The 17,456-nt window shown below is 69.8% G+C and carries 15 protein-coding genes; 7 read left to right on the forward strand and 8 right to left on the reverse strand.

The window, feature by feature from the left end; translation table 11 throughout:
* Positions 1-252 precede the first annotated feature (252 nt).
* Complete coding sequence (locus tag ACVTJA_RS25265) at positions 253-1,254, forward strand: hypothetical protein (RefSeq protein ID WP_465839830.1); 1,002 nt, start codon at positions 253-255, stop codon at positions 1,252-1,254.
* Between the two features lie 48 nt (positions 1,255-1,302).
* Here ACVTJA_RS25265 and ACVTJA_RS25270 read toward each other — a convergent pair whose 3' ends face one another.
* Together ACVTJA_RS25270 and ACVTJA_RS25275 are read right to left on the reverse strand one after the other, a co-directional pair.
* Positions 1,303-1,995, reverse strand: a complete 693-nt coding sequence (locus tag ACVTJA_RS25270; RefSeq protein ID WP_465839832.1) for a class I SAM-dependent methyltransferase — start codon at positions 1,993-1,995, stop codon at positions 1,303-1,305.
* 111 nt (positions 1,996-2,106) lie between these two features.
* Positions 2,107-2,346, reverse strand: coding sequence for a DUF6289 family protein (locus ACVTJA_RS25275; protein ID WP_465839833.1), 240 nt, complete (start codon positions 2,344-2,346; stop codon positions 2,107-2,109).
* Between the two features lie 396 nt (positions 2,347-2,742).
* On the opposite strand from ACVTJA_RS25275, the gene ACVTJA_RS25280 reads away from it, so the two are divergent.
* The 3 genes from ACVTJA_RS25280 (at position 2,743) to ACVTJA_RS25290 (ending at position 6,622) form a co-directional block, all read left to right on the forward strand.
* Positions 2,743-4,962, forward strand: coding sequence for a lamin tail domain-containing protein (locus tag ACVTJA_RS25280; protein ID WP_465839834.1), 2,220 nt, complete (start codon positions 2,743-2,745; stop codon positions 4,960-4,962).
* Between the two features lie 79 nt (positions 4,963-5,041).
* A complete protein-coding gene (locus ACVTJA_RS25285) occupies positions 5,042-5,824 on the forward strand; it encodes an exodeoxyribonuclease III (RefSeq protein ID WP_465839836.1) in 783 nt (260 codons plus the stop codon).
* A gap of 18 nt (positions 5,825-5,842) precedes the next feature.
* Entirely contained in the window at positions 5,843-6,622 is a 780-nt protein-coding gene (locus ACVTJA_RS25290) for a lysophospholipid acyltransferase family protein (protein ID WP_465839837.1), read from the forward strand.
* Between the two features lie 24 nt (positions 6,623-6,646).
* Here the strand turns inward: ACVTJA_RS25290 and ACVTJA_RS25295 are convergent, their stop codons facing one another.
* Entirely contained in the window at positions 6,647-7,174 is a 528-nt protein-coding gene (locus tag ACVTJA_RS25295) for an LbetaH domain-containing protein (RefSeq protein WP_465839839.1), read from the reverse strand.
* 147 nt (positions 7,175-7,321) lie between these two features.
* Here ACVTJA_RS25295 and ACVTJA_RS25300 point away from each other — a divergent pair, with 147 nt between their 5' ends.
* Both ACVTJA_RS25300 and ACVTJA_RS25305 read left to right on the forward strand, forming a co-directional pair.
* A complete protein-coding gene (locus ACVTJA_RS25300) occupies positions 7,322-8,539 on the forward strand; it encodes an aspartyl protease family protein (RefSeq protein WP_465839840.1) in 1,218 nt (405 codons plus the stop codon).
* A gap of 15 nt (positions 8,540-8,554) precedes the next feature.
* Positions 8,555-9,676: a hypothetical protein gene (locus ACVTJA_RS25305; RefSeq protein ID WP_465839842.1), complete on the forward strand. Its 1,122-nt coding sequence runs from the start codon at positions 8,555-8,557 to the stop codon at positions 9,674-9,676.
* Between the two features lie 27 nt (positions 9,677-9,703).
* Here the strand turns inward: ACVTJA_RS25305 and ACVTJA_RS25310 are convergent, their stop codons facing one another.
* Complete coding sequence (locus tag ACVTJA_RS25310) at positions 9,704-11,650, reverse strand: PAS domain-containing hybrid sensor histidine kinase/response regulator (protein WP_465839843.1); 1,947 nt, start codon at positions 11,648-11,650, stop codon at positions 9,704-9,706.
* A 129-nt stretch (positions 11,651-11,779) separates the two neighbouring features.
* Complete coding sequence (locus tag ACVTJA_RS25315) at positions 11,780-12,241, reverse strand: universal stress protein (RefSeq protein ID WP_465839844.1); 462 nt, start codon at positions 12,239-12,241, stop codon at positions 11,780-11,782.
* A 212-nt stretch (positions 12,242-12,453) separates the two neighbouring features.
* On the opposite strand from ACVTJA_RS25315, the gene ACVTJA_RS25320 reads away from it, so the two are divergent.
* A complete protein-coding gene (locus ACVTJA_RS25320) occupies positions 12,454-13,329 on the forward strand; it encodes an SDR family NAD(P)-dependent oxidoreductase (RefSeq protein ID WP_465839845.1) in 876 nt (291 codons plus the stop codon).
* A gap of 102 nt (positions 13,330-13,431) precedes the next feature.
* Here the strand turns inward: ACVTJA_RS25320 and ACVTJA_RS25325 are convergent, their stop codons facing one another.
* From ACVTJA_RS25325 to ACVTJA_RS25335, 3 genes are all read right to left on the reverse strand, one after another.
* Positions 13,432-14,226 carry a trypsin-like serine peptidase gene (locus ACVTJA_RS25325; RefSeq protein ID WP_465839847.1) on the reverse strand — a complete coding sequence of 265 codons (795 nt, stop codon included), beginning with the start codon at positions 14,224-14,226 and terminating at the stop codon, positions 13,432-13,434.
* Between the two features lie 328 nt (positions 14,227-14,554).
* A complete protein-coding gene (locus ACVTJA_RS25330) occupies positions 14,555-16,042 on the reverse strand; it encodes an FAD-dependent oxidoreductase (RefSeq protein WP_465839848.1) in 1,488 nt (495 codons plus the stop codon).
* Entirely contained in the window at positions 16,039-17,385 is a 1,347-nt protein-coding gene (locus ACVTJA_RS25335; RefSeq protein ID WP_465839849.1) for a 2Fe-2S iron-sulfur cluster-binding protein, read from the reverse strand. The genes ACVTJA_RS25330 and ACVTJA_RS25335 overlap by 4 nt, the downstream gene beginning before the upstream one ends.
* Positions 17,386-17,456 lie beyond the last annotated feature (71 nt).

Genomic DNA, 17,456 nt, shown 5'->3' on the forward strand with positions numbered 1-17,456 from the left:
GTGGCACCATTGGCGGACGTCCGCGGTCGTCCCCACCGTGGTCTTGTCATGTGGCGTGTCCTTTCGCTCCTGCTCCTGCTGGCGGGTGCCTGTGAGAGCGGCAGGCCGCCCGAAGCCCCCGACGGAGGGGCCGAGACGGACGGCCCGGAGCCCGCGCCACCACCGGCCCCTGTACCTGAGCCTCCGCCCGCGCCTGCACCTGAGCCTCCGCCCGCGCCCTCCGGGCTTCGCACCGTGGAGGAGTGGGAGCGGTTGTTCCTGACCACCTGGGAGCGCGAGCACCAGGAGAACTACCTGCGCAGGAGCCAATCGACGGACAGCGTGGACTTCTACTACCTCGCGGACAGCATTGACGCGAACACCGCGATGTACCGGGCCACCCGGCGGACCGCGTACCTCGATCGCGCGCTGCTCTACGTCAACAACCTGGTTGGCACGGCCCGTGTCTCCCGGTCGCTGTCCAGGAGCCAATTCAAGGACGACTTTTTGGGCTGGGCCTCGGCAACGTCGACGCCCCCGGGGCAGGAGTTCGCACTGTACGAGAGCTACTGCTGGCGCTACGTCACGCACCTGCTGCGCCTCATCCGCCAGACGCCCGAGCTCTACGACAGCGCCTCCTACCGCTCGCAATACGAGCAACTGCTGGCCTTCACCGAGAAGAACATCTTCGAGAAGTGGTTCGAGCGAGGAGCCAATGACTACATCTACCGCGGGCGCACGCACATGGCCGCGCACTGGGCATTCATCGCCATGGACCTGATGCTCATCACGACGGACGCCTCGAGGAGGGCCACGTACCAGGCCGTCTTCGACAACATCAACCAGGGCCTGCCCAACTACCATGCGTCCCTGCGCTCGCAGCTCGGACCGCATCACCTGCACCCCGAGGCCTGGTTCTGGAGCAACAGATGGGGCTCGCACGCGCGGCCTGGACAGGACGTGTCGCATGGGAATGGGGTGCTCGCGTTCGTCGTGGAGGCGCACGACGCCGGCCTCACGTGGACGGAAGATGACGTCCAGCGCTTCATCGCGACGCTCGACACCGTCGTCTGGCCCGGGGAGGAGACGTACGCGAAATACGTCGACGGCTCCGGGAAGGGAAACGGCTGGTTCAACGATGGCTGGATGAAGCTCGGCCGCTACGACGTCGGCCTTCAGCGCCGGCTGGAGCAGCACCGCGTGGGCGAGAACAGCCAGTACTACGCCAACGGCGCGCTCAACGCGCGCATCCTGTCCGAGCCTCCCAGGCCGTGAGGCGCATCCGTTCCTCGACGCCTGGGGCCGGAGAATTGGACGGCGCTTCTATCGGCTGGAAGCAGGCTGCAGGAAGAGCAGGTAGTGCTGCGGAAGGTCGTTGTACTCGGAGACGATGGCGTAACCCGCGGACTGGGCGGCGGCGACCAGCGGCGGGCGCATGGCCCGCACGTGCGTCACCGCGATGCGGCCATTCGGCGTGAGGGCGGCGCGCAGGCGGTTCAGGTAGTCCACCCGGTCCGCGAAGAAGTGGTCCACCTCGGAGAGGAGGATGAGGTCGTACGTACCGGGCTCGAGCCCCGGGTCGTCCGGCGCCACCTTGCGCACCACGACGTTCTTCCGCTCGGACATGCGCTGGCGGAGCCTCGCGAGGACCTCGTCGTCGATGTCGGTCGCGACGACCTGGCCCGTCGGCCCGACGGCATCCGAGAGGCGCGGCGTGAAGTAGCCCAATCCGGCGCCGACATCCGCGATGCGCTGGCCCGGCGTAATCCCGAGCGCGGCGACGAACTTCGCCGGCTGGCGCGACTGGTCATACGCGGGTTGATCGCCCTCGACTCCGCCGACGCCATGCAGCTCGGTAGGGGGCTCCGCGGGGGCCGCCTTCGCCGGTGCGGGAGCGGGCTCCTGGCGCTTCGCCTCGCCGCTCTCGGAGCGGCACGCGGCGGTGGATGCCGTCACCGCACAGAGCAGCATCAACGCGAGACGGCGGGGAGTTGCAGGCGCACGAGAGAAAGTCATGGTGGTCACCGGCCAGCGATGGGACTGCCTGTCTTGGACTGAAGGAGCAACGGGTGCTCCTCCGGTTGCCGGGCCGAGGTAGCCCGGCGGGTCCTGCATGGGCCCTACCCGCTAACAGGGAGTGCAGTAGGTGGCCTTGAGGTAGATCGTCCGCGTGCCCCAATTCGTGATCCACCTGGCAGAGCAGGTGAAGTACCCCTCGCCGACCAGCGTGGTCATGGTCGCGTCCGAGTAGTACTCGAACTCACAGGACTCATCGGGCCGCGCTTCAGCCTTCGGGGCGTAGGCCAGGTTCATCAGGAGCGCCAGGGCCGGGACCGCGAGCGCGCAGCCAAAGATCAGCTTCTTCATGTACTGCCTCCGGATTGGGTTCGGGACGGCGAGCCGGAGGCTATGAAACGCCGGAATGTTCACTCAAGGTAAATTCCGGCATTTTCAGCAAAGCCAGAATAAGTCGAAGAGGTGCACCTGCGTGGCTGGGCGGGGTGGCTCGGGAGCATTCGCCTTCGCTGGTAGCCCCATTCCATACACGCCATGAGATGGATGGTGCTTCATGGAGGCATTTGCATCCTGAGTACGGAAACGGGTGTGCAGGCCGCGCTGTGCGCATGTCCCTGAAATCACTGACAAACCAGCCTTAGCTGGAACTGACGGGTTCTTGTGTAATTGTAGCCTGCCGTTGATTGCGTACCGGTGGACATTTGTGGGATTCAGGAAGTCCCTGCAGTCGTAACGGAGTTTCCCCTAATGCCCTGGTCCTTCCGGCAGCTCCTGGCGCCGCTCTCGGCGCTGCTCATCCTCGTGTCCGCTTGCAGTGATGACCCGGAATGCGGCAACGGCGTCGTGGAGTCCGGCGAGCAGTGCGACGACGGCAACACCGCCGACGGCGATACCTGCCCGGCCAACTGCCAGTCCGCGCCTGTTTCGGATGGTGGTAGCGCCGTCTGCGGCAATGGCCACGTGGAAGGCACCGAGCGCTGCGACGACGGCAACCGCACGCAGGGCGACGGCTGCGAGAATGACTGCACCATCACACCCGAGCAGATCCCGGACTCCGGTACGACGGTGGACGCGGGCTCGGACGCGGGTGTGGAGACCGATGCGGGCTCGGAGACGGATGCGGGCTCGGAGACGGATGCGGGCTCGGAGGCGGATGCGGGCTCGGAGGCGGATGCTGGTTCGGAGACCGACGCGGGCTCCGTGACGGACGCGGGCTCGGAGACGGATGCGGGCTCCGTGACGGATGCGGGCTCCGTGACGGACGCGGGCTCGGAGACGGATGCAGGCTCCGTGACGGACGCGGGCTCGGAAACGGATGCGGGCTCCGTGACGGATGCAGGCTCGGAGACCGACGCGGGCTCCGTGACGGATGCAGGCTCCGTGACGGATGCCGGCTCGGAGACCGACGCAGGCTCCGTGACAGATGCCGGCTCCCCGACGGACGCGGGCTCTGAGATCGACGCGGGCACGGGCATCGACGCCGGCTCGGACGCGGGCTCGGACATCGACGCGGGTACGGGCATCGACGCCGGCACGGACGCGGGCTCTGAGATCGACGCGGGCACGGGCATCGACGCTGGCACGGATGCGGGCTCTGAGATCGACGCGGGTACGGGCATCGACGCGGGCACGGACGCGGGCACCGACATCGACGCGGGCACGGGCAGCGACGCTGGTATGGACGCGGGTTCCGACACCGACGCGGGCACGGGCACCACGGACGCCGGCACCGACGCGGGCACGGGCACCGACGCGGGCACGACGCAGGTGGCCCTGGCCGACCTCGGTCCGACGGGGAACTTCGCTCGCTCGGGCTTCACCGGCCCGACGTTCCCGGATGCGCTGCGCGTGACGCTGAAGGAGCCCGCGCCGACGGACGTCTGGGTGGAGATGGCGTCCTCCAGCCGCGCCGTCACCATCGAGGGTGGCAACCTCGTGCGCGTCCCGGCCGGTGCCACGTCCGCCGCCGTCATCGTGACGGCGGACCTGGCCGCGGACCCGGGTGTCACCAAGGCGGTGCTGACGGCCACGGTGGGCAGCGACTCGCGTCAGGCCACGGTGCGCGTCCTCGCGGTGAACCAGCCGGCGTCCCTGTCGCTGCTGACGCCCGAGGCGGCGGTGGTGGCGGGCGGCGCGAAGCACACCTTCACCGTGGTGCTCGACGTGCCCCCGGCCGTGGACACGGAGGTCCAACTCTCCCTGCAGCCCGCGTCGCTGGGCACGGTGCCCGCGCGGGTGACGGTGGCGGCCAACACGCTGTCCGCCAAGTTCGAGTTCACCGCGGCCGAGACGGCCGGCCAGGGCCAGTTGGTCGCGACGCTCGGCGCCCAGACGGCCGCGTCGAACGTCCAGGTGACGGGCACTGGCGCGAACCACGTCGTCATCAGCGAGGTCGCGGCGCGCGGCCCTGGCACGGGCACCCCCGGTGACAACGACGAGTTCGTCGAGCTCTACAACCCCACCTCGAGCACGGTGGACATCTCCGGCTGGAAGGTCCAGTACCGGTCCGCGAACGGGGCCGCGTACAACAACGGCTTCGAGCTGCCCGCCAATTCGACCATCGCGCCGAGGGGCTACTTCCTGGTGGCCAGCGGGAGCTACCTGCCCGGGTCGACGGGGGCCGCGAGGGATGCGAACTGGGGCACCACGCTCACCCTGGGCGCCGGCGGCGGCCATGTGCGCATCGGCCCCGCGTCGCTGTCCACGAACCTCAACGACTCGGCGACGGTGGACAAGCTGGGCTACGGCACGGCCGTTGGTGCGGAGGGCTCCGCCATCACGTCCACGCCGGCCACGACGGGCAGCTTCGAGCGCAAGGCCAACGCCAACGCCACCGCGGCCTCCATGGAGACCGGCTCGGACGCGCTGAAGGGCAACGGGCAGGACACGGACAACAACGGCGCCGACTTCATCCTGCGGACGACGCGCCAGCCGCAGGGCAAGGCGAGCGGAACCGAGCCCCAGTAGGCGGGCTCGCCCCCACCCCCACCGTGAGTGCGCGCGGTGGGGGCTGGAAATAGCGCGCGGGTCGGGCCATAAGCCTCCCGTGCGCGTCGTCTCCTGGAACGTCAACGGGCTGCGTTCGGTTCACCGCAAGGGATTCCTGCCATGGCTGGCGGGCTCCCGGGCGCAGGTGGTGGCCGTGCAGGAGGTGCGCGCCCGTGAGGACCAGCTCCCCGAGGAGGTGCGTGCCCCGAAGCGGTGGAGCACGCACTTCGTCGCCGCGGACCGCCCCGGCTACAGTGGGGTGGGGCTGTACTCCCGCCTGGCGCCGGATGACGTGGTGACGCGGCTGGGCATCTCCGAGGTGGACGTGGAAGGGCGGCTGCAGATTGCCCGCTTCGGGAAGCTCACCGTGGTGAATGGCTACTTCCCCAACGGCAATGGGAAGGACCGCGACCTCAGCCGCATCCCCTACAAGCTGGACTTCTACCGCCGCCTCTTCGAGCGGCTGGAGAAGCCGCTGCGCGACGGCGGGCGGGTGCTGGTGGTGGGGGACTTCAACACCGCGCACCAGGACGTCGACCTGGCGCGGCCCCGGGAGAACCGCGAGACGAGCGGCTTCCGCCCCGAGGAGCGCGAGGAGTTCGACCGCTGGATTCGCGCCGGCTGGGTGGACACCTTCCGCCATTTCAACAAGGCGAGCGGGCACTACTCGTGGTGGAGCCAGCGCGTGGGTGTGCGGGAGAAGAACATCGGCTGGAGGATTGACTACGTGCTGGCCACGCCGGCGGCCATGGCGTACGTGCGCAAGGCGGCAATCCACCCGAATGTGACGGGCTCGGACCACTGCCCGGTGAGTGTGGACCTGGACCCGGCGGTCCGCTGACGGTTGTTCGAGGCTCTCATGAACGCACTGCTCTCCATCTGGACGTGGCTCGAGATCAGCCTGGTGGCGCTGTTGGGCTTCTTCGTCCAGCTCGCGCTGGCCATCGTCACGTGGCCGTTCGACCGGTTGCGCTACGTCACCGGGCGCTGCTTCCGGCTCATCGGTGTCACCGCGGCGAAGCTGACGCCCTACTGGCGCTTCGGTGTCCACGGCCCGGTGCCGGAGCGGGTGACGGGGAACGTGGTGTGCGTGAGCAACCACGAGTCCAACGCGGACCCGTTCCTCATCTCGCACCTGCCGTGGGAGATGAAGTGGCTGGGCAAGGCCAGCCTCTTCAAGATTCCGGTGGTCGGCTGGATGATGTGGATGGCGGGTGACATCCCCGTGCACCGCGGGGACCGCGACTCCGCGACGGGCGCCATGGCCCGCTGCAAGGAGTGGCTGGCGAAGGGGATGCCGGTGATGATCTTCCCCGAGGGCACGCGCTCGAAGACGGACGAGCTGCTGCCCTTCAAGGACGGCGCGTTCCGGCTGGCGATTGAAGCGCAGGCGGACCTGCTGCCGCTCGCGGTGAGCGGGACGCGCAAGGCGCTGCCGAAGCACTCGTGGCGCTTCGCCACGTCGCGCGGGCTGGTGACGGTGGGCACGCGCATCTCCACGAAGGGGATGACGCTGGCGGACGTGGAGAAGCTGAAGGACCTGGCGCGCGAGCAGATTCTCGCGCTGCGCGCCGGGCTGATGCCGCTGACGGGTGGAGGCGCCCAGGCTTCCGGCTCGGACGCCGCGAACGCCGCGTAGTCAGCGGAGCGGGGCAGGGCGTCTTCAGACGTCCTTGTCCTCGTCGTCGAGGATGTGGCAGCGCATGTCCTCGTCCAGCGCGTCCTCGATGATGCCGCGCACCACGTCCTTGCCGCCAATCATGAAGGAGAGGCTGACCTTGTCGCCCGCGACGTCACCCTCCTTGTCGATGTGGAGCTGGCCGCCCAGCGCCACGGCGTCACCGTCGACACGGGCGCCGTCCTTGATGCGGACCTCGCCGCCGAAGGACAGTGCGTTGCCCTTCACCCGCGCGCCGGCCTCGACGATGACCCGGCCGCGGATGGCGACGGCGTCCTCGACGACAGCGCCCTTGCGGATGATGACGTTGCCCTCCAGGGCGACGGCGTCCTTCACCTTGTCACCCGCCTCGATGACCAGGTCCGTGCCCTGCACGGCGCGGCTGCCGTCCTTGGTGTTGGTGGCACACACCACCTTGAAGTCACGGGGCTTCTTCGCGGGGGCGTCCTCCGCGAAGGCCGAGCCGGCGAAGGTGAGGGCGAGGGCCAGGGCGGGGATGGGCGACAGGCGCATGGTCGGCTCCTGAGAGGCGGGACACCCTTCCTACGCGGGAGTCTCAACCCGATTGCATATCGCCTGGCGCAGTAAGAATTCCGTGGGGTTGCGGCCTGGCCGGCGTCCCTGGCGCCTCCCCGACTCACACGCTAGAAGGCGCCCGCGATGACCCGACCGACCTGTTCCCAGCATCCTGATACCGCCGCCACCACCGAGTGTGGCGGCTGTGCGAAGCCCCTCTGTGCGAAGTGCGCCACCTTCGAGGGTGGCAAGGACCGCTGCGCCGCGTGCGTCGCGCGCTACCACCAGGCCAAGAAGCTCCGCACGGTGATGGTGGGCGCCGCGTTCGGCGTGGCCGCCGTCGGCGCCGGCGCATGGTTCGTGCTGAGCCCCGCCAGCGAGTCCGCTCCGGAGGCCCAGGCCTTCGACTACGGCAAGAAGGGCGTGCTTATCCGCCACCTCAAGCAGGAGCTGGACCTCAACCCCTGCGACAAGACGAAGGGCCGCGAGTACGTGCAGGCCCTCTTCGAGGCTGGAGACCACCAGGGCACCATCCAGGCGGCGGATGCCTTCATCGCGAAGTGCGGGAAGTCCACCGCGCTCCGGCAGCTCACGTACACCGCGCACGTGCAGCGCCAGGAGTACGAGCTCGCCGCGAAGGACGTGTCGGAGCTCCTCGAAGGGGCCCCGGACAACACCAACTACCTCGTCTGGCGCGGCATGGCCTACGAGGCGAGCAACGCGCTCGACAAGGCAGCCTCCGACTTCCAGCAGGCCTTCCTCCTCAAGCCCGAGGTGATGCAGGTCGCCAACCTGCTCGCCACCCTCGCCGTGCGCCAGGGCCGCGCCTGCGACGCGCGGGTGACGGTGCTGGAGCACTTCCAGGTGGGCCCCACGCCCGCGCGCGGCTCGAAGGAGGAGGAGCGCCTCAATCAGCTCTCCAGTGCCCCCCGCTGCGGTACGGACGGGCAGGGTCGCGCCGAGCTGTCCCTCTCATCGAAGGGGCCGGCGCAGGTGGAGGCCGTCGTCGGAGGCAAGGAGACCGGCCGCTTCCTCGTGGATACCAGCGCCGCGCGCGTGGTGCTGTCGAAGGCCTTCGCGGACAAGCTCGGGCTCAAGCTCGAGGGCGCCCCGGCGTTGCGGCTCCAGGCATCCCATGACCGGCTCGACGTCCGCCTGGTGAAGGTGCCGGAGCTGTCCCTCCAGGGGGCGAAGGCCAGCAACGTCGAGGTCGCCGTCACCGAAGCCGCGCTGCCCGAAGGTGTGGACGGGCTGCTCGGGCTGAGCTTCCTCGCGCGCTTCGACGTGAAGCAGGACGCGAAGGCGGGCCGGATGACGCTCACGGCGCGGCCCCAGGACGCGCAGGCCACCGAGACGCCTTGAGTCTGGCGGCATAGGATGGGGCCGGGCGCGCGCCTTGCACTGCCGCGCCCTGGTTCCACTCCGGAGGCACCCCTGGCACCCCCGCAGACGCAGCACGATGACTCGAACGACCTGACCATCTGGGTGTACGCCTTCGGCTACTTCGCCGCCTATGCGCCATACAGCGCGCTGACCAAGGCCCTGTCCGGCGGCTCGCTGCCCGGCATGACGCAGGGCATCTCCGGCTTCACGCTGCTGCCGGTGAGCACCTCGGCCTCGCTGGTGGGCATGTTCGTCTTCATCACCCTCAAGCGGTGGTGGCGCTACGCGGGGCACCGCGAGGTGCTCGGCCTTCGCGTGCCCCTCCCGGGGCGGTGGACGTTGATGTCCGGGCTGTGCTCGGCGGCCATCATCGGCACCACGACGCTGGCGTACACGCTGCCGGGCGCGTCCATTGTCTTCATGATGTTGCTGATGCGGGGTGGGGTGCTCGTCCTCGCGCCGTTGGTGGACGTCCTCAGTGGACGGCGGGTGCGCTGGCCTTCGTGGGTGGCGCTGGCCTTGAGCCTGGGCGCGGTGGTGGTCGCCACCGGGACGGACATGCGCGGCACCCTCACGACGCTGGCCATGGTGGACGTGGGGGTGTACCTCGCCGGCTACTTCTTCCGGCTGCGCGCCATGAGCCACCTCGCCAAGTCCGGCGACCCGGCCGTCTCCATCCGCTACTTCGTGGAGGAGCAGATGGTGGCCACGCCCGCGCTGGTGGGCACGCTGGCGTTGCTGGCGCTCATCGGTGGGGACGGCATCCTCGGGGATGTGCGCGCCGGCTTCACCGGCTGCCTCGCGCGCGGCCACCTGCTGGAGGAGGTGCTGGTGGGCCTGCTGTCGCAGGGCACGGGCATCTTCGGCGGCCTCATCCTGCTCGACGCGCGGGAGAACTCCTTCACCGTGCCGGTGAACCGCGCCTCCAGCGTGCTCGCGGGCGTGGTGGCGTCGTGGGGCCTCTCCATGTGGATGGGCCTGCCCGGCGTGGGGGTGAGCGAGCTGACTGGAGCGGGGCTCGTCATCGCCGCGATGGCTGTGCTGGCCGTGCCCACGTTGCGCGCCGCACGCGCCCGGGCCGCCCGCGAGGCACAGGCCCGGCTCCATCCTCAGTGACGGCGCGCACTTCCTGCGGGGGCACCGTCACGAATTGCGCGCCAGCTCCCGCAGCGCGGCGATGAGCACATCCAGCTCGCGGTGGATGGCTCGGAGGGCGAAGGCCGCGCGGCCCGGAGGCTCCGCCGTCTCCTCCAGCGCGGCCCGGCCTTCCGCCAGGGCCTCGCGCAGGGCGCGCGCCTCCAGCAGCTCCAGCGTGGGCCGTATCTTGTAGGCCTGGTAGCCGAAGGCCTCCCGGTTGCCCGTCTCGAGCGCCTGCTGGAAGTCGAGCTTGTATCGCTCGCAGCTCCCGGCGGTGAGGGTGCTCAGCTCGACGATGGCGTGCCGGTCGTCCTCCAGCAGGCGCTGAAGGCGCCGGAAGCTGAACGGCGGCCCCGCTGACGCTGGAGGCTCCGAAGTCTCCGCCTCGCGTTGTCGCCACGTGGCATGGCGCGCCAGCAGCGCGGCGAGCTCCGGCGGCTTGTAGGGCTTGCCGATGAAGTCCGTGAAGCCCGCGGCGCTCGTCCGGTGCTCCAGGCCGCTGTGGGAGGATGCCGTCACCGCGATGATGGGGATGCGCGCGTGGTGTCCGCCGGGCAGGGCGCGGATGGCGCTCGCGGCCTCGTAGCCGTCCATGACGGGCATGCGCACGTCCATCAACACGAGGTCGTACGCGTCTTCCTGGACGCGCTGGACGGCCTTCCGCCCGTCGCCGACGACGTCGAACGCGGCGCCCCACTTCTTCAGGAACTGCGTCAGCATGAAGACGTTGATGTCGTTGTCCTCGGCCACCAGGATGCGCAGCCCCTGGAGGAGCCGGGGGTTGGCGTCGCCCTCCGCGGGTTCCTTCGCCGCGGGCTCCTCCTGGCCCGTCTTCATCCGCAGGGTGAAGGAGAAGCACGAGCCCCGGCCCGGCGTGCTCTTCACGGCAATCCGCGCGCCGTGCAGCGCCACCAGCTTCTGGCTGATGGCGAGCCCCAGCCCGGTGCCCCCGTACTTCATGCCGATGTCGTAGTCGGCCTGGGTGAACTCCTCGAAGATGTGCGTCAACCTGTCCTCGGGAATGCCGATGCCCGTGTCGGTGACGGCGAAGTCGAGCGACACCGAGTCCTGGAAGGCCTCACGCACCCGCAGGGACACCGTCACCGCGCCGTGCTCGGTGAACTTGATGGCGTTGCCCACGAGGTTGGTGAGCACCTGCCCCAGCTTCACCGGGTCCCCGAGGACGAAGGCCGGCACGTCCTCGTCAAGCTCCGCGACGACGGGGAGCTTCTTCTCCTCGGCCTTCACGGCGAGGGCGGCGAGGGTGCCGTAGACGAGCTGGCGCAGGTCGAAGTTCCGCTCCTCCAGCGTCGCCTTGCCTGCATCCAGCTTGCTGAAGTCCAGGATGTGGTTGATGAGGCCCAGCAGGTTCTCCGACGAGGACGCCAGGATGCGGACGTACTTCTGCTGCTGCGCGGACAGCTCCGTGCGCTGCAGCAGGTGGGCGATGCCGATGATGGCGTTCATCGGCGTGCGGATTTCGTGGCTGACGGTGGCGAGGAAGTCCGACTTCGCCTTCGCGGCCTGCTCCGCCTTCCTGCGCGCCAGCACCAGCTCCCGCTCGAACTTCTTCCGGTCGGAGATGTCGAAGAGGGTGGTGCGGTGGAGCACGGCCCGGCCCGCCGCGTCCTGGCGCTGCACGGTGCTGGCGAGCACGGGCAGCAGGGCGCCCGTGCGCGTCACCAGCTCGAACTGCACCTCGTTGACGAAGCCCTGCATCTGCAAGAGGGGGGCGTAGTGCGTCTCGTGGAAGATGCGCCCGCCCACGGACAGCAGGTCCTGGAAGCGCCGGCCCGGCAGCAGCTCCTCGCGCGTGAGGCCCATCCAGCGCAGGAAGGTCTGGTTGGCCTTGACGATGACGCCGTCCGGCCGCGTGGAGATGTAGCCACACGGCGCGTTCTCGTAGAGGTCCTCCGCGCTCTCGTCGAGCAGGTCCTCCCGGATGTTGCTCACGGCGCGTGGCGTCTTGTCCAAGGCGGCCCCAGGGTGACTTCCGCCCACTCTGGCCCCGAACCGACGCGCCCTACAAGCAGCGCTGCCCCGGAGCGTTGCTGCCGGACATCGTGCGCCAGCGGGCGCGGGCTACTTCTCCGGGGCGACGTGGAGCGTCAGCACCGGACAATGCGCGCGGGAGACGACCTTCTGCGCCACGCTGCCCAGTAGCAGCTTCGGCAGTCCGCGGCGGCCGTGCGTGCCCATGACGATGAGGTCGTACTTCCCCTGCTCGGCGAGGTCGAGGATGGTGGACGCGGCCTCTCCCACCAGGACCTTGTTCGTGAGCGGGACGGGCGGCTTCTCCAGCGCGTTGATGAGGGCCGTCAAATCCTTCGTCGCCGTCTCCACCGCCACCTGCTCCAGGGAGAGCGAGTTCCAGCCCGGCGCGGCCACGAGCAGGTCAGGCGCCACGTACTGCGGCGGCTCCCAGGCGTGGATCACGTGCACGGCGGCCCCGAAGGGACGGGCGAGCTGGATGGCGTAATCGATGACGGCGCGAGAGCCTTCGGACAGGTCCACGGGAACGAGGATGCGAGAGGGAGCGGGCATCGGGTCTTCTCCTTGCGGGGTGCTTCCCCGCGGGCTTCGTTGCGGGGCACCTCCCCGCGGGCTTCCATGAGGTCGACTCACGCTCATTGAAAGAAGCGTGCCGCCGCCAGCGTGCCTGTCCGGCCCACGGGCGTGCAAGCGTTGCGCGAGGGGAGGCATGCGGCGCAGAGCATGCGCAGCATGGGCAACTTAACGAAGCCGAGGACTTCCCCATGCCTCCTCCTCCCATCGATCAAGGTACCGTCCTCATCATCGGCGCGACGGAAGGAATCGGCCGGGAGCTCTCCCGGCTGCTCTCCCGGCGGGTGCGTACCCTGGTGCTCGTGGACAAGCGTGCCGACCGTCTGGAGCCGCTGCGGGACGAGTTGCTCGCACACAACCCCACGCTCGGTGTGGTGCTTCACCGCTGTGATGTCGCGAAGCCGAGCGAGGTGGACACATTGCTCGCCTCGCTGGAGGCGCACTTCATCCGCGTGGACGTGCTGGTGAACAACGCCGCCCTGGGTGAGCGCGGCCTCTTCGCCGAGGAGGCCTGGGGGCGCGTGGAGGAGATGCTGAAGGCCAATGTCTGGGTGCCCGCGATGCTGACACATCGGCTGCTCGGGCCCATGTTGGCGCGGGGGCGCGGAGGCGTCCTCAACATCGGCTCGGGGGCCGCGCGGTTCATCCTGCCCGGCTCCGCGACGTTCGCCGCCACGCAGCGCTTCCTCGACGGCTTCACGGAGTCCCTGCGCCTGGAGGTGGTGGGGCAGGGCATCACCATCACCCGCGTGGCCCCCGGGCCGCTGTGGGATGCGGGCGAGGAGGCAGTCACGGACGAGCTCGCGCCCTTCTTCCGCATCTCCCTGTCGCGGTGCGCGCGCGAGGCGCTGGCCGGATTCGAGCGGGGCGAGCCGCTGGTGTACCCGGGCTTCGGCCACCGGTGGGTGATGCGCCTGCTGCCGCTGCTGCCGCGCTCGGTGAAGCGCGGCCTGGGACGGTTGGTGCTGCGGGGCCTGCGGCGCGAGTCGCTGCTGTCGCCACAGGCTCCCCCGGTGGGGCCCGAGGAGCGGCCGGTGTTGCTGGCCGGCGAGCCGTCACCCGTGTGACGCGCAACGCCGCATGGAGCAACTCCCGCTCGGGGCTGCGCTGCCGGGGCCGAGAATCCGGCCTCGCGCGAGGCGTACCCGAGCGGGCTCGCTCCCGGCGGATTACAGGCCGATCTCAGCCAGGCGCGCCTTGACGCGGGTGGCCTTCACGCCGGTGTTGGCGGTGCCGCGGCCGGACGAGTTGCCGCCCAGGCCGATGTGGTGCAGGGCCACCACCTCGTTCGAGGAGGTGGACAGCACGGGCGAGCCCGAGGAGCCGCCCAGCGTGTCCGCGTCGTAGGAGATGTCCGTGGTGCTGTAGTTGCCGTTCTTCACCACGCCCGGCGAGGACTTCTTCGTCGGCGAGCAGCCGCTCGTCGTGTAGTAGTCGCAGTTCTGGTGGACGACGTAGACGCTGGCGTTGGTGGCCGCGTTGGTGCTGGAGACGGTGAGCCAGCCGTACACGTCACCGGGGAGCTGGCCGTTGACGGCCGAGCAGCGCACCGCCGTCATGTCGTCGGTGGACCACGTCTTGATGAAGGTGGCGCAGTCGTACCAGATGCGGCCCGTGGAGGCGACGCCGTCCTCGTAGTTGAAGGACGCGCGCGCGCCCACCGCATTGGCGGCGCTGCCGATGCAGTGGTTGTTGGTGATGATGACGTCGCGCGACACCAGCCACGCCGTGCAGCGCGAGCCCACCGCGGGGATGGACAGGTAGCCCACCGCCTTGGAGCGCGTGCGCTGCGTGCCCGTCAGTGTCGTGGCGCTCACCCAGTTCACCGAGCCCACGATGACGTTGGACTCCTGGGACGCCAGCGGCTCGTTGGCCTCCACATCCGGGGCATCCGGCGGAAGCTCGGTACCGCAAGCAGACAGGGCACCCACCAGGAACAGCGCACGAACGCTCTTCGCGAACATCGGACCACCTCCTCGCGCGGAATTGCGCGGCGTGGCCCCAGGCACGCTCCGTGCCACCGCATCCCTCCGAGGGAGGACCTCCTCGCGGCCGGGCCATTGTGGAGCATGGCCGCTCGCGTAACTCAATTGCGTTTGTAAAGTCGCTTCACGCCGGCCCGGTGCATTCCCAGCGGGCGTCTTGACTTACCTGTTTTGCTGGAACTGTCGTTTTCCTGGGCAGTGACGCTCCGCGTGCTGTCGCAGGTCCGGACAGTGCCCGGAAAAGTACAGGGCCGCGACCCATGGAGGGTGCGCGGCCCTGGTGCGTCACGGCGGGGGCAGGGGCCCTTCAGCCGATGATCATGTCCTCGCGCTCGAGGGTGCCCTCGGAGAAGCGGCGGAGGTTGAAGCGGGTGAAGAGCTCATCGGACTCGCCGGTGGCCATCCACTTCGCCATCCGCTCGGCGACGGCGGGGGCCATCATGAAGCCGTGGCCCACGAAGCCGGACATCTGGAGCATGTTGTCCAGGCCGGGCGTGCGGCCCAGCACCGGGTTGTTGTCCGGCGTCACGTCGTAGCAGCCGGCCCACTGGCGCAGCACCTTCACGTGGCCCACCTGGGGGAGCTGCTCCATGAGGGCCTGGGCGAAGCGCGCGACGAAGCGCAGCGTGCTGCCCATGTTGAGGCCCGCGGGCTCCTTCGGGTCACCCATGCCGCCGACGATTTCGCCGCGCATGGACTGGCTGAAGTAGAGGCCCGTGTCGAGCACCGACACCAGCGGCCCGAGGAAGGGCTTGAGGGGCTCGGTGCTGAGGATTTCGTGGCGGTGCGGCTCGTTGGGGAGCTGCACGCCCGCGAGCTTCGCGACTTCGGGGCTCCACGCGCCGGTGGCCACCACCACGGTGTCGCAGGCGATGTCGCCGCGCGTCGTCTTCACCTTGCGCACCTGGCCGTCGCTCGTCTCGAAGCCGGTGACGTCCGTGTACGTCTCCACGCGGACGCCCTTCTTCTTGCAGCCCTGCGCGTAGCCCCAGAGGAAGGGCCAGGGGAAGATGACGCCGTCCTCCGGGTTGTAGGACGCCGTCAGGCAGTCCTTCATGGTGAGGCCGGGGACGATGTCGCGCGCCTCGTCCGGGCTGATGATGCGCGTGGGCACGCCGAACTTGTTGTGCAGCGCCACGTTGCGGTCCAGCCGCTCCGCCACCGGCTTCGTCTTCGCGAGGAAGATGTAGCCGCCCTGGCGCAGCCACACGTTGATGCCCAGCTCGCGCGCGAAGCCCTTCATCAAGTCGATGGAGCGCTTGGCCAGCTCGACGAGCGCCGGGGTGCCCCACTGCATGCGCACGCCGCCGCCGTTGCGGCCGGACGCGCCCGCGCAGAGGTAGCCACGCTCCAGCACCACCACGTCCGTCTCACCCAGGCGCGCCAGGTTGTACGCCAGCGCGAGCCCCATGATGCCGCCGCCGATGATGACCACCTTGGCCTTCTGCGGCAGCGGCCCCTCCGGCTTGAGCGCGGCGGGGAAGGCGTCCACCTCCTGCGGCACGCCGCCCACCGGCGGCTGGTCCATGTCCACCGGAGCAGACGCGAGCAGCCGCAGCTCGGTGGGGTAGAGCGGCGGGCGCGGAGTGAAGGGCACCACGGCCTGGGGCTTGAGGGCCTTCTCCTGCTCCAACAGCGAGGCCACCGCCGCCAGACAGCTCTTGCCCTGACAGATGCCGGTGCCGAAGCCCGTGTAGCGCTTCACCGACTCCACGTCGCAGAAGCCGCGAGACACCGCGTGCTTGACGTCGTCGACCGTGACGTCCTCGCACGAGCACACCATCGCCTTGCTCATGACAGCCCTCCCACCAGCGCCTCGGCCGCGCGGCGTCCGGCGGCGTCCGCTTCCTTCGCCGTGCCTCCGCCGGTGATGTCTCCCGCGGAGAACACATCCGTTGCCTGCGTGCGCCCGTCCGCGTCCGCCTCCACCACGAAGAGGCCGCGGCCCGCGTCGAACGTCACCTGTGCGCCGCCCTGCCGCGCCAGCTCGAAGCTGGGGCTGACGGGGATGGACACCAGCACGGCGTCACAGGACACCTTCTTCCTGCCGCCGCCCGCCTGCGTGTAGCTGAAGGCGTTCACGCGCCGCAGGCCGTGGGCCTTGGGCTCCGAGCCCTGCACCGCCAGCGGGTGCGCGTCCTTCGGCGGCGCGCCCTTCAGGTCCACCACCGCCGTCACCTTCACGCCGCGCTCCTCCATCAGCTTCGCGAGCGCGTGCAGCTCCGGGCCCCAGCCGACCAGCGCCGCCATCTCCGGCGCCACGTCGTAGCGGCGCAAGAGCAGGCTGGCCGCGCGGCCCGCGTACACGCCGGGCAAATCGTTGTTCTCGAAGGGCAGCATCGGCGGGTGGCCGCCCGGCGTGAGCAGGAAGCGCTCCGCGTAGACCTTCAGCAGGCGGGGGCCTTCCGGCTCCAGCGCGCCCACCGCGAGGTAGCGCCCCTGCTCGTCGTCATACAGGCCCAGCACCGAGGCGCGGGTGAAGATGCTCCCCTTGGGGAAGGCCGTGAGCTCCGGCACCCCGGGCGCGTCCTTCTCCGGCGCGCCGTACGCCAGGCGTCCGCCCAGGTACTCGTTGCGCTCGAAGAGGTGGAAGGGCACGCCCCGGCTCGCCAGCACGCGGGCCGCCGCGAGGCCCGCCGCGCCGCCGCCCACCACCGCCACGCGCGTGCGCAGCGTGCGGGCAGGAGGGGCGACAGGCGCCTCCTCTTTCGGCAGCAGGCCGAGCCCCGCGAGCTGCCGCGCCACCTTGGCCATCACCTGCTCGACCACCGGCACGCCCGCGAACATCTCGTGGTGGTCCAGCCCCTTGGGGAAGAACCAGTCGATGGTCTCGAAGACGTCCACCTTCGCGGAGGGGTATGCGTTCTGCCGCTCCAGCCGCATGCCGTCGCGCGCGGGCGTGCGGCACGTGTAGACGTTGGGCATGCCGTCCACCCGCATCAGGCAGTGGGAGCAGGCGGCGGCGAAGCAGTACGGGCTGCGCGGCCGGTGGTACTTCACGGAACGGGCGAGGACGGGCTCGTCCGCGGCGGCCAGGGAGCACGCCACCGGCTCACCTTCGATGGCGGGGATGCTCTCGCCATCGAGGTCCACGGTGATGGCCCTGCCGCGCGGAGGTGCATCTTTGAGGCGTCGCATGGGGCGCCCAAAATGGCGCACCGGGCCGGGGGAATCAAAGCCTCTCGGGGCATGACGCACCATGGCCATGC

The organism is Pyxidicoccus sp. M6 (assembly GCF_055568925.1).

Excerpts from the sequence above, each read along its gene's own strand:
- ACVTJA_RS25305 (WP_465839842.1), top strand. The coding sequence starts at position 8,555 with ATGGGGCCGGGCGCGCGCCTTGCACTGCCGCGCCCTGGTTCCACTCCG.
- ACVTJA_RS25280 (WP_465839834.1), top strand. The coding sequence starts at position 2,743 with ATGCCCTGGTCCTTCCGGCAGCTCCTGGCGCCGCTCTCGGCGCTGCTC.
- ACVTJA_RS25330 (WP_465839848.1), bottom strand. The coding sequence starts at position 16,042 with ATGAGCAAGGCGATGGTGTGCTCGTGCGAGGACGTCACGGTCGACGAC.
- ACVTJA_RS25315 (WP_465839844.1), bottom strand. The coding sequence starts at position 12,241 with ATGCCCGCTCCCTCTCGCATCCTCGTTCCCGTGGACCTGTCCGAAGGC.
- ACVTJA_RS25335 (WP_465839849.1), bottom strand. The coding sequence starts at position 17,385 with ATGCGACGCCTCAAAGATGCACCTCCGCGCGGCAGGGCCATCACCGTG.
- ACVTJA_RS25290 (WP_465839837.1), top strand. The coding sequence starts at position 5,843 with ATGAACGCACTGCTCTCCATCTGGACGTGGCTCGAGATCAGCCTGGTG.
- ACVTJA_RS25325 (WP_465839847.1), bottom strand. The coding sequence starts at position 14,226 with ATGTTCGCGAAGAGCGTTCGTGCGCTGTTCCTGGTGGGTGCCCTGTCT.
- ACVTJA_RS25275 (WP_465839833.1), bottom strand. The coding sequence starts at position 2,346 with ATGAAGAAGCTGATCTTTGGCTGCGCGCTCGCGGTCCCGGCCCTGGCG.
- ACVTJA_RS25295 (WP_465839839.1), bottom strand. The coding sequence starts at position 7,174 with ATGCGCCTGTCGCCCATCCCCGCCCTGGCCCTCGCCCTCACCTTCGCC.
- ACVTJA_RS25300 (WP_465839840.1), top strand. The coding sequence starts at position 7,322 with ATGACCCGACCGACCTGTTCCCAGCATCCTGATACCGCCGCCACCACC.
- ACVTJA_RS25270 (WP_465839832.1), bottom strand. The coding sequence starts at position 1,995 with ATGACTTTCTCTCGTGCGCCTGCAACTCCCCGCCGTCTCGCGTTGATG.
- ACVTJA_RS25320 (WP_465839845.1), top strand. The coding sequence starts at position 12,454 with ATGCCTCCTCCTCCCATCGATCAAGGTACCGTCCTCATCATCGGCGCG.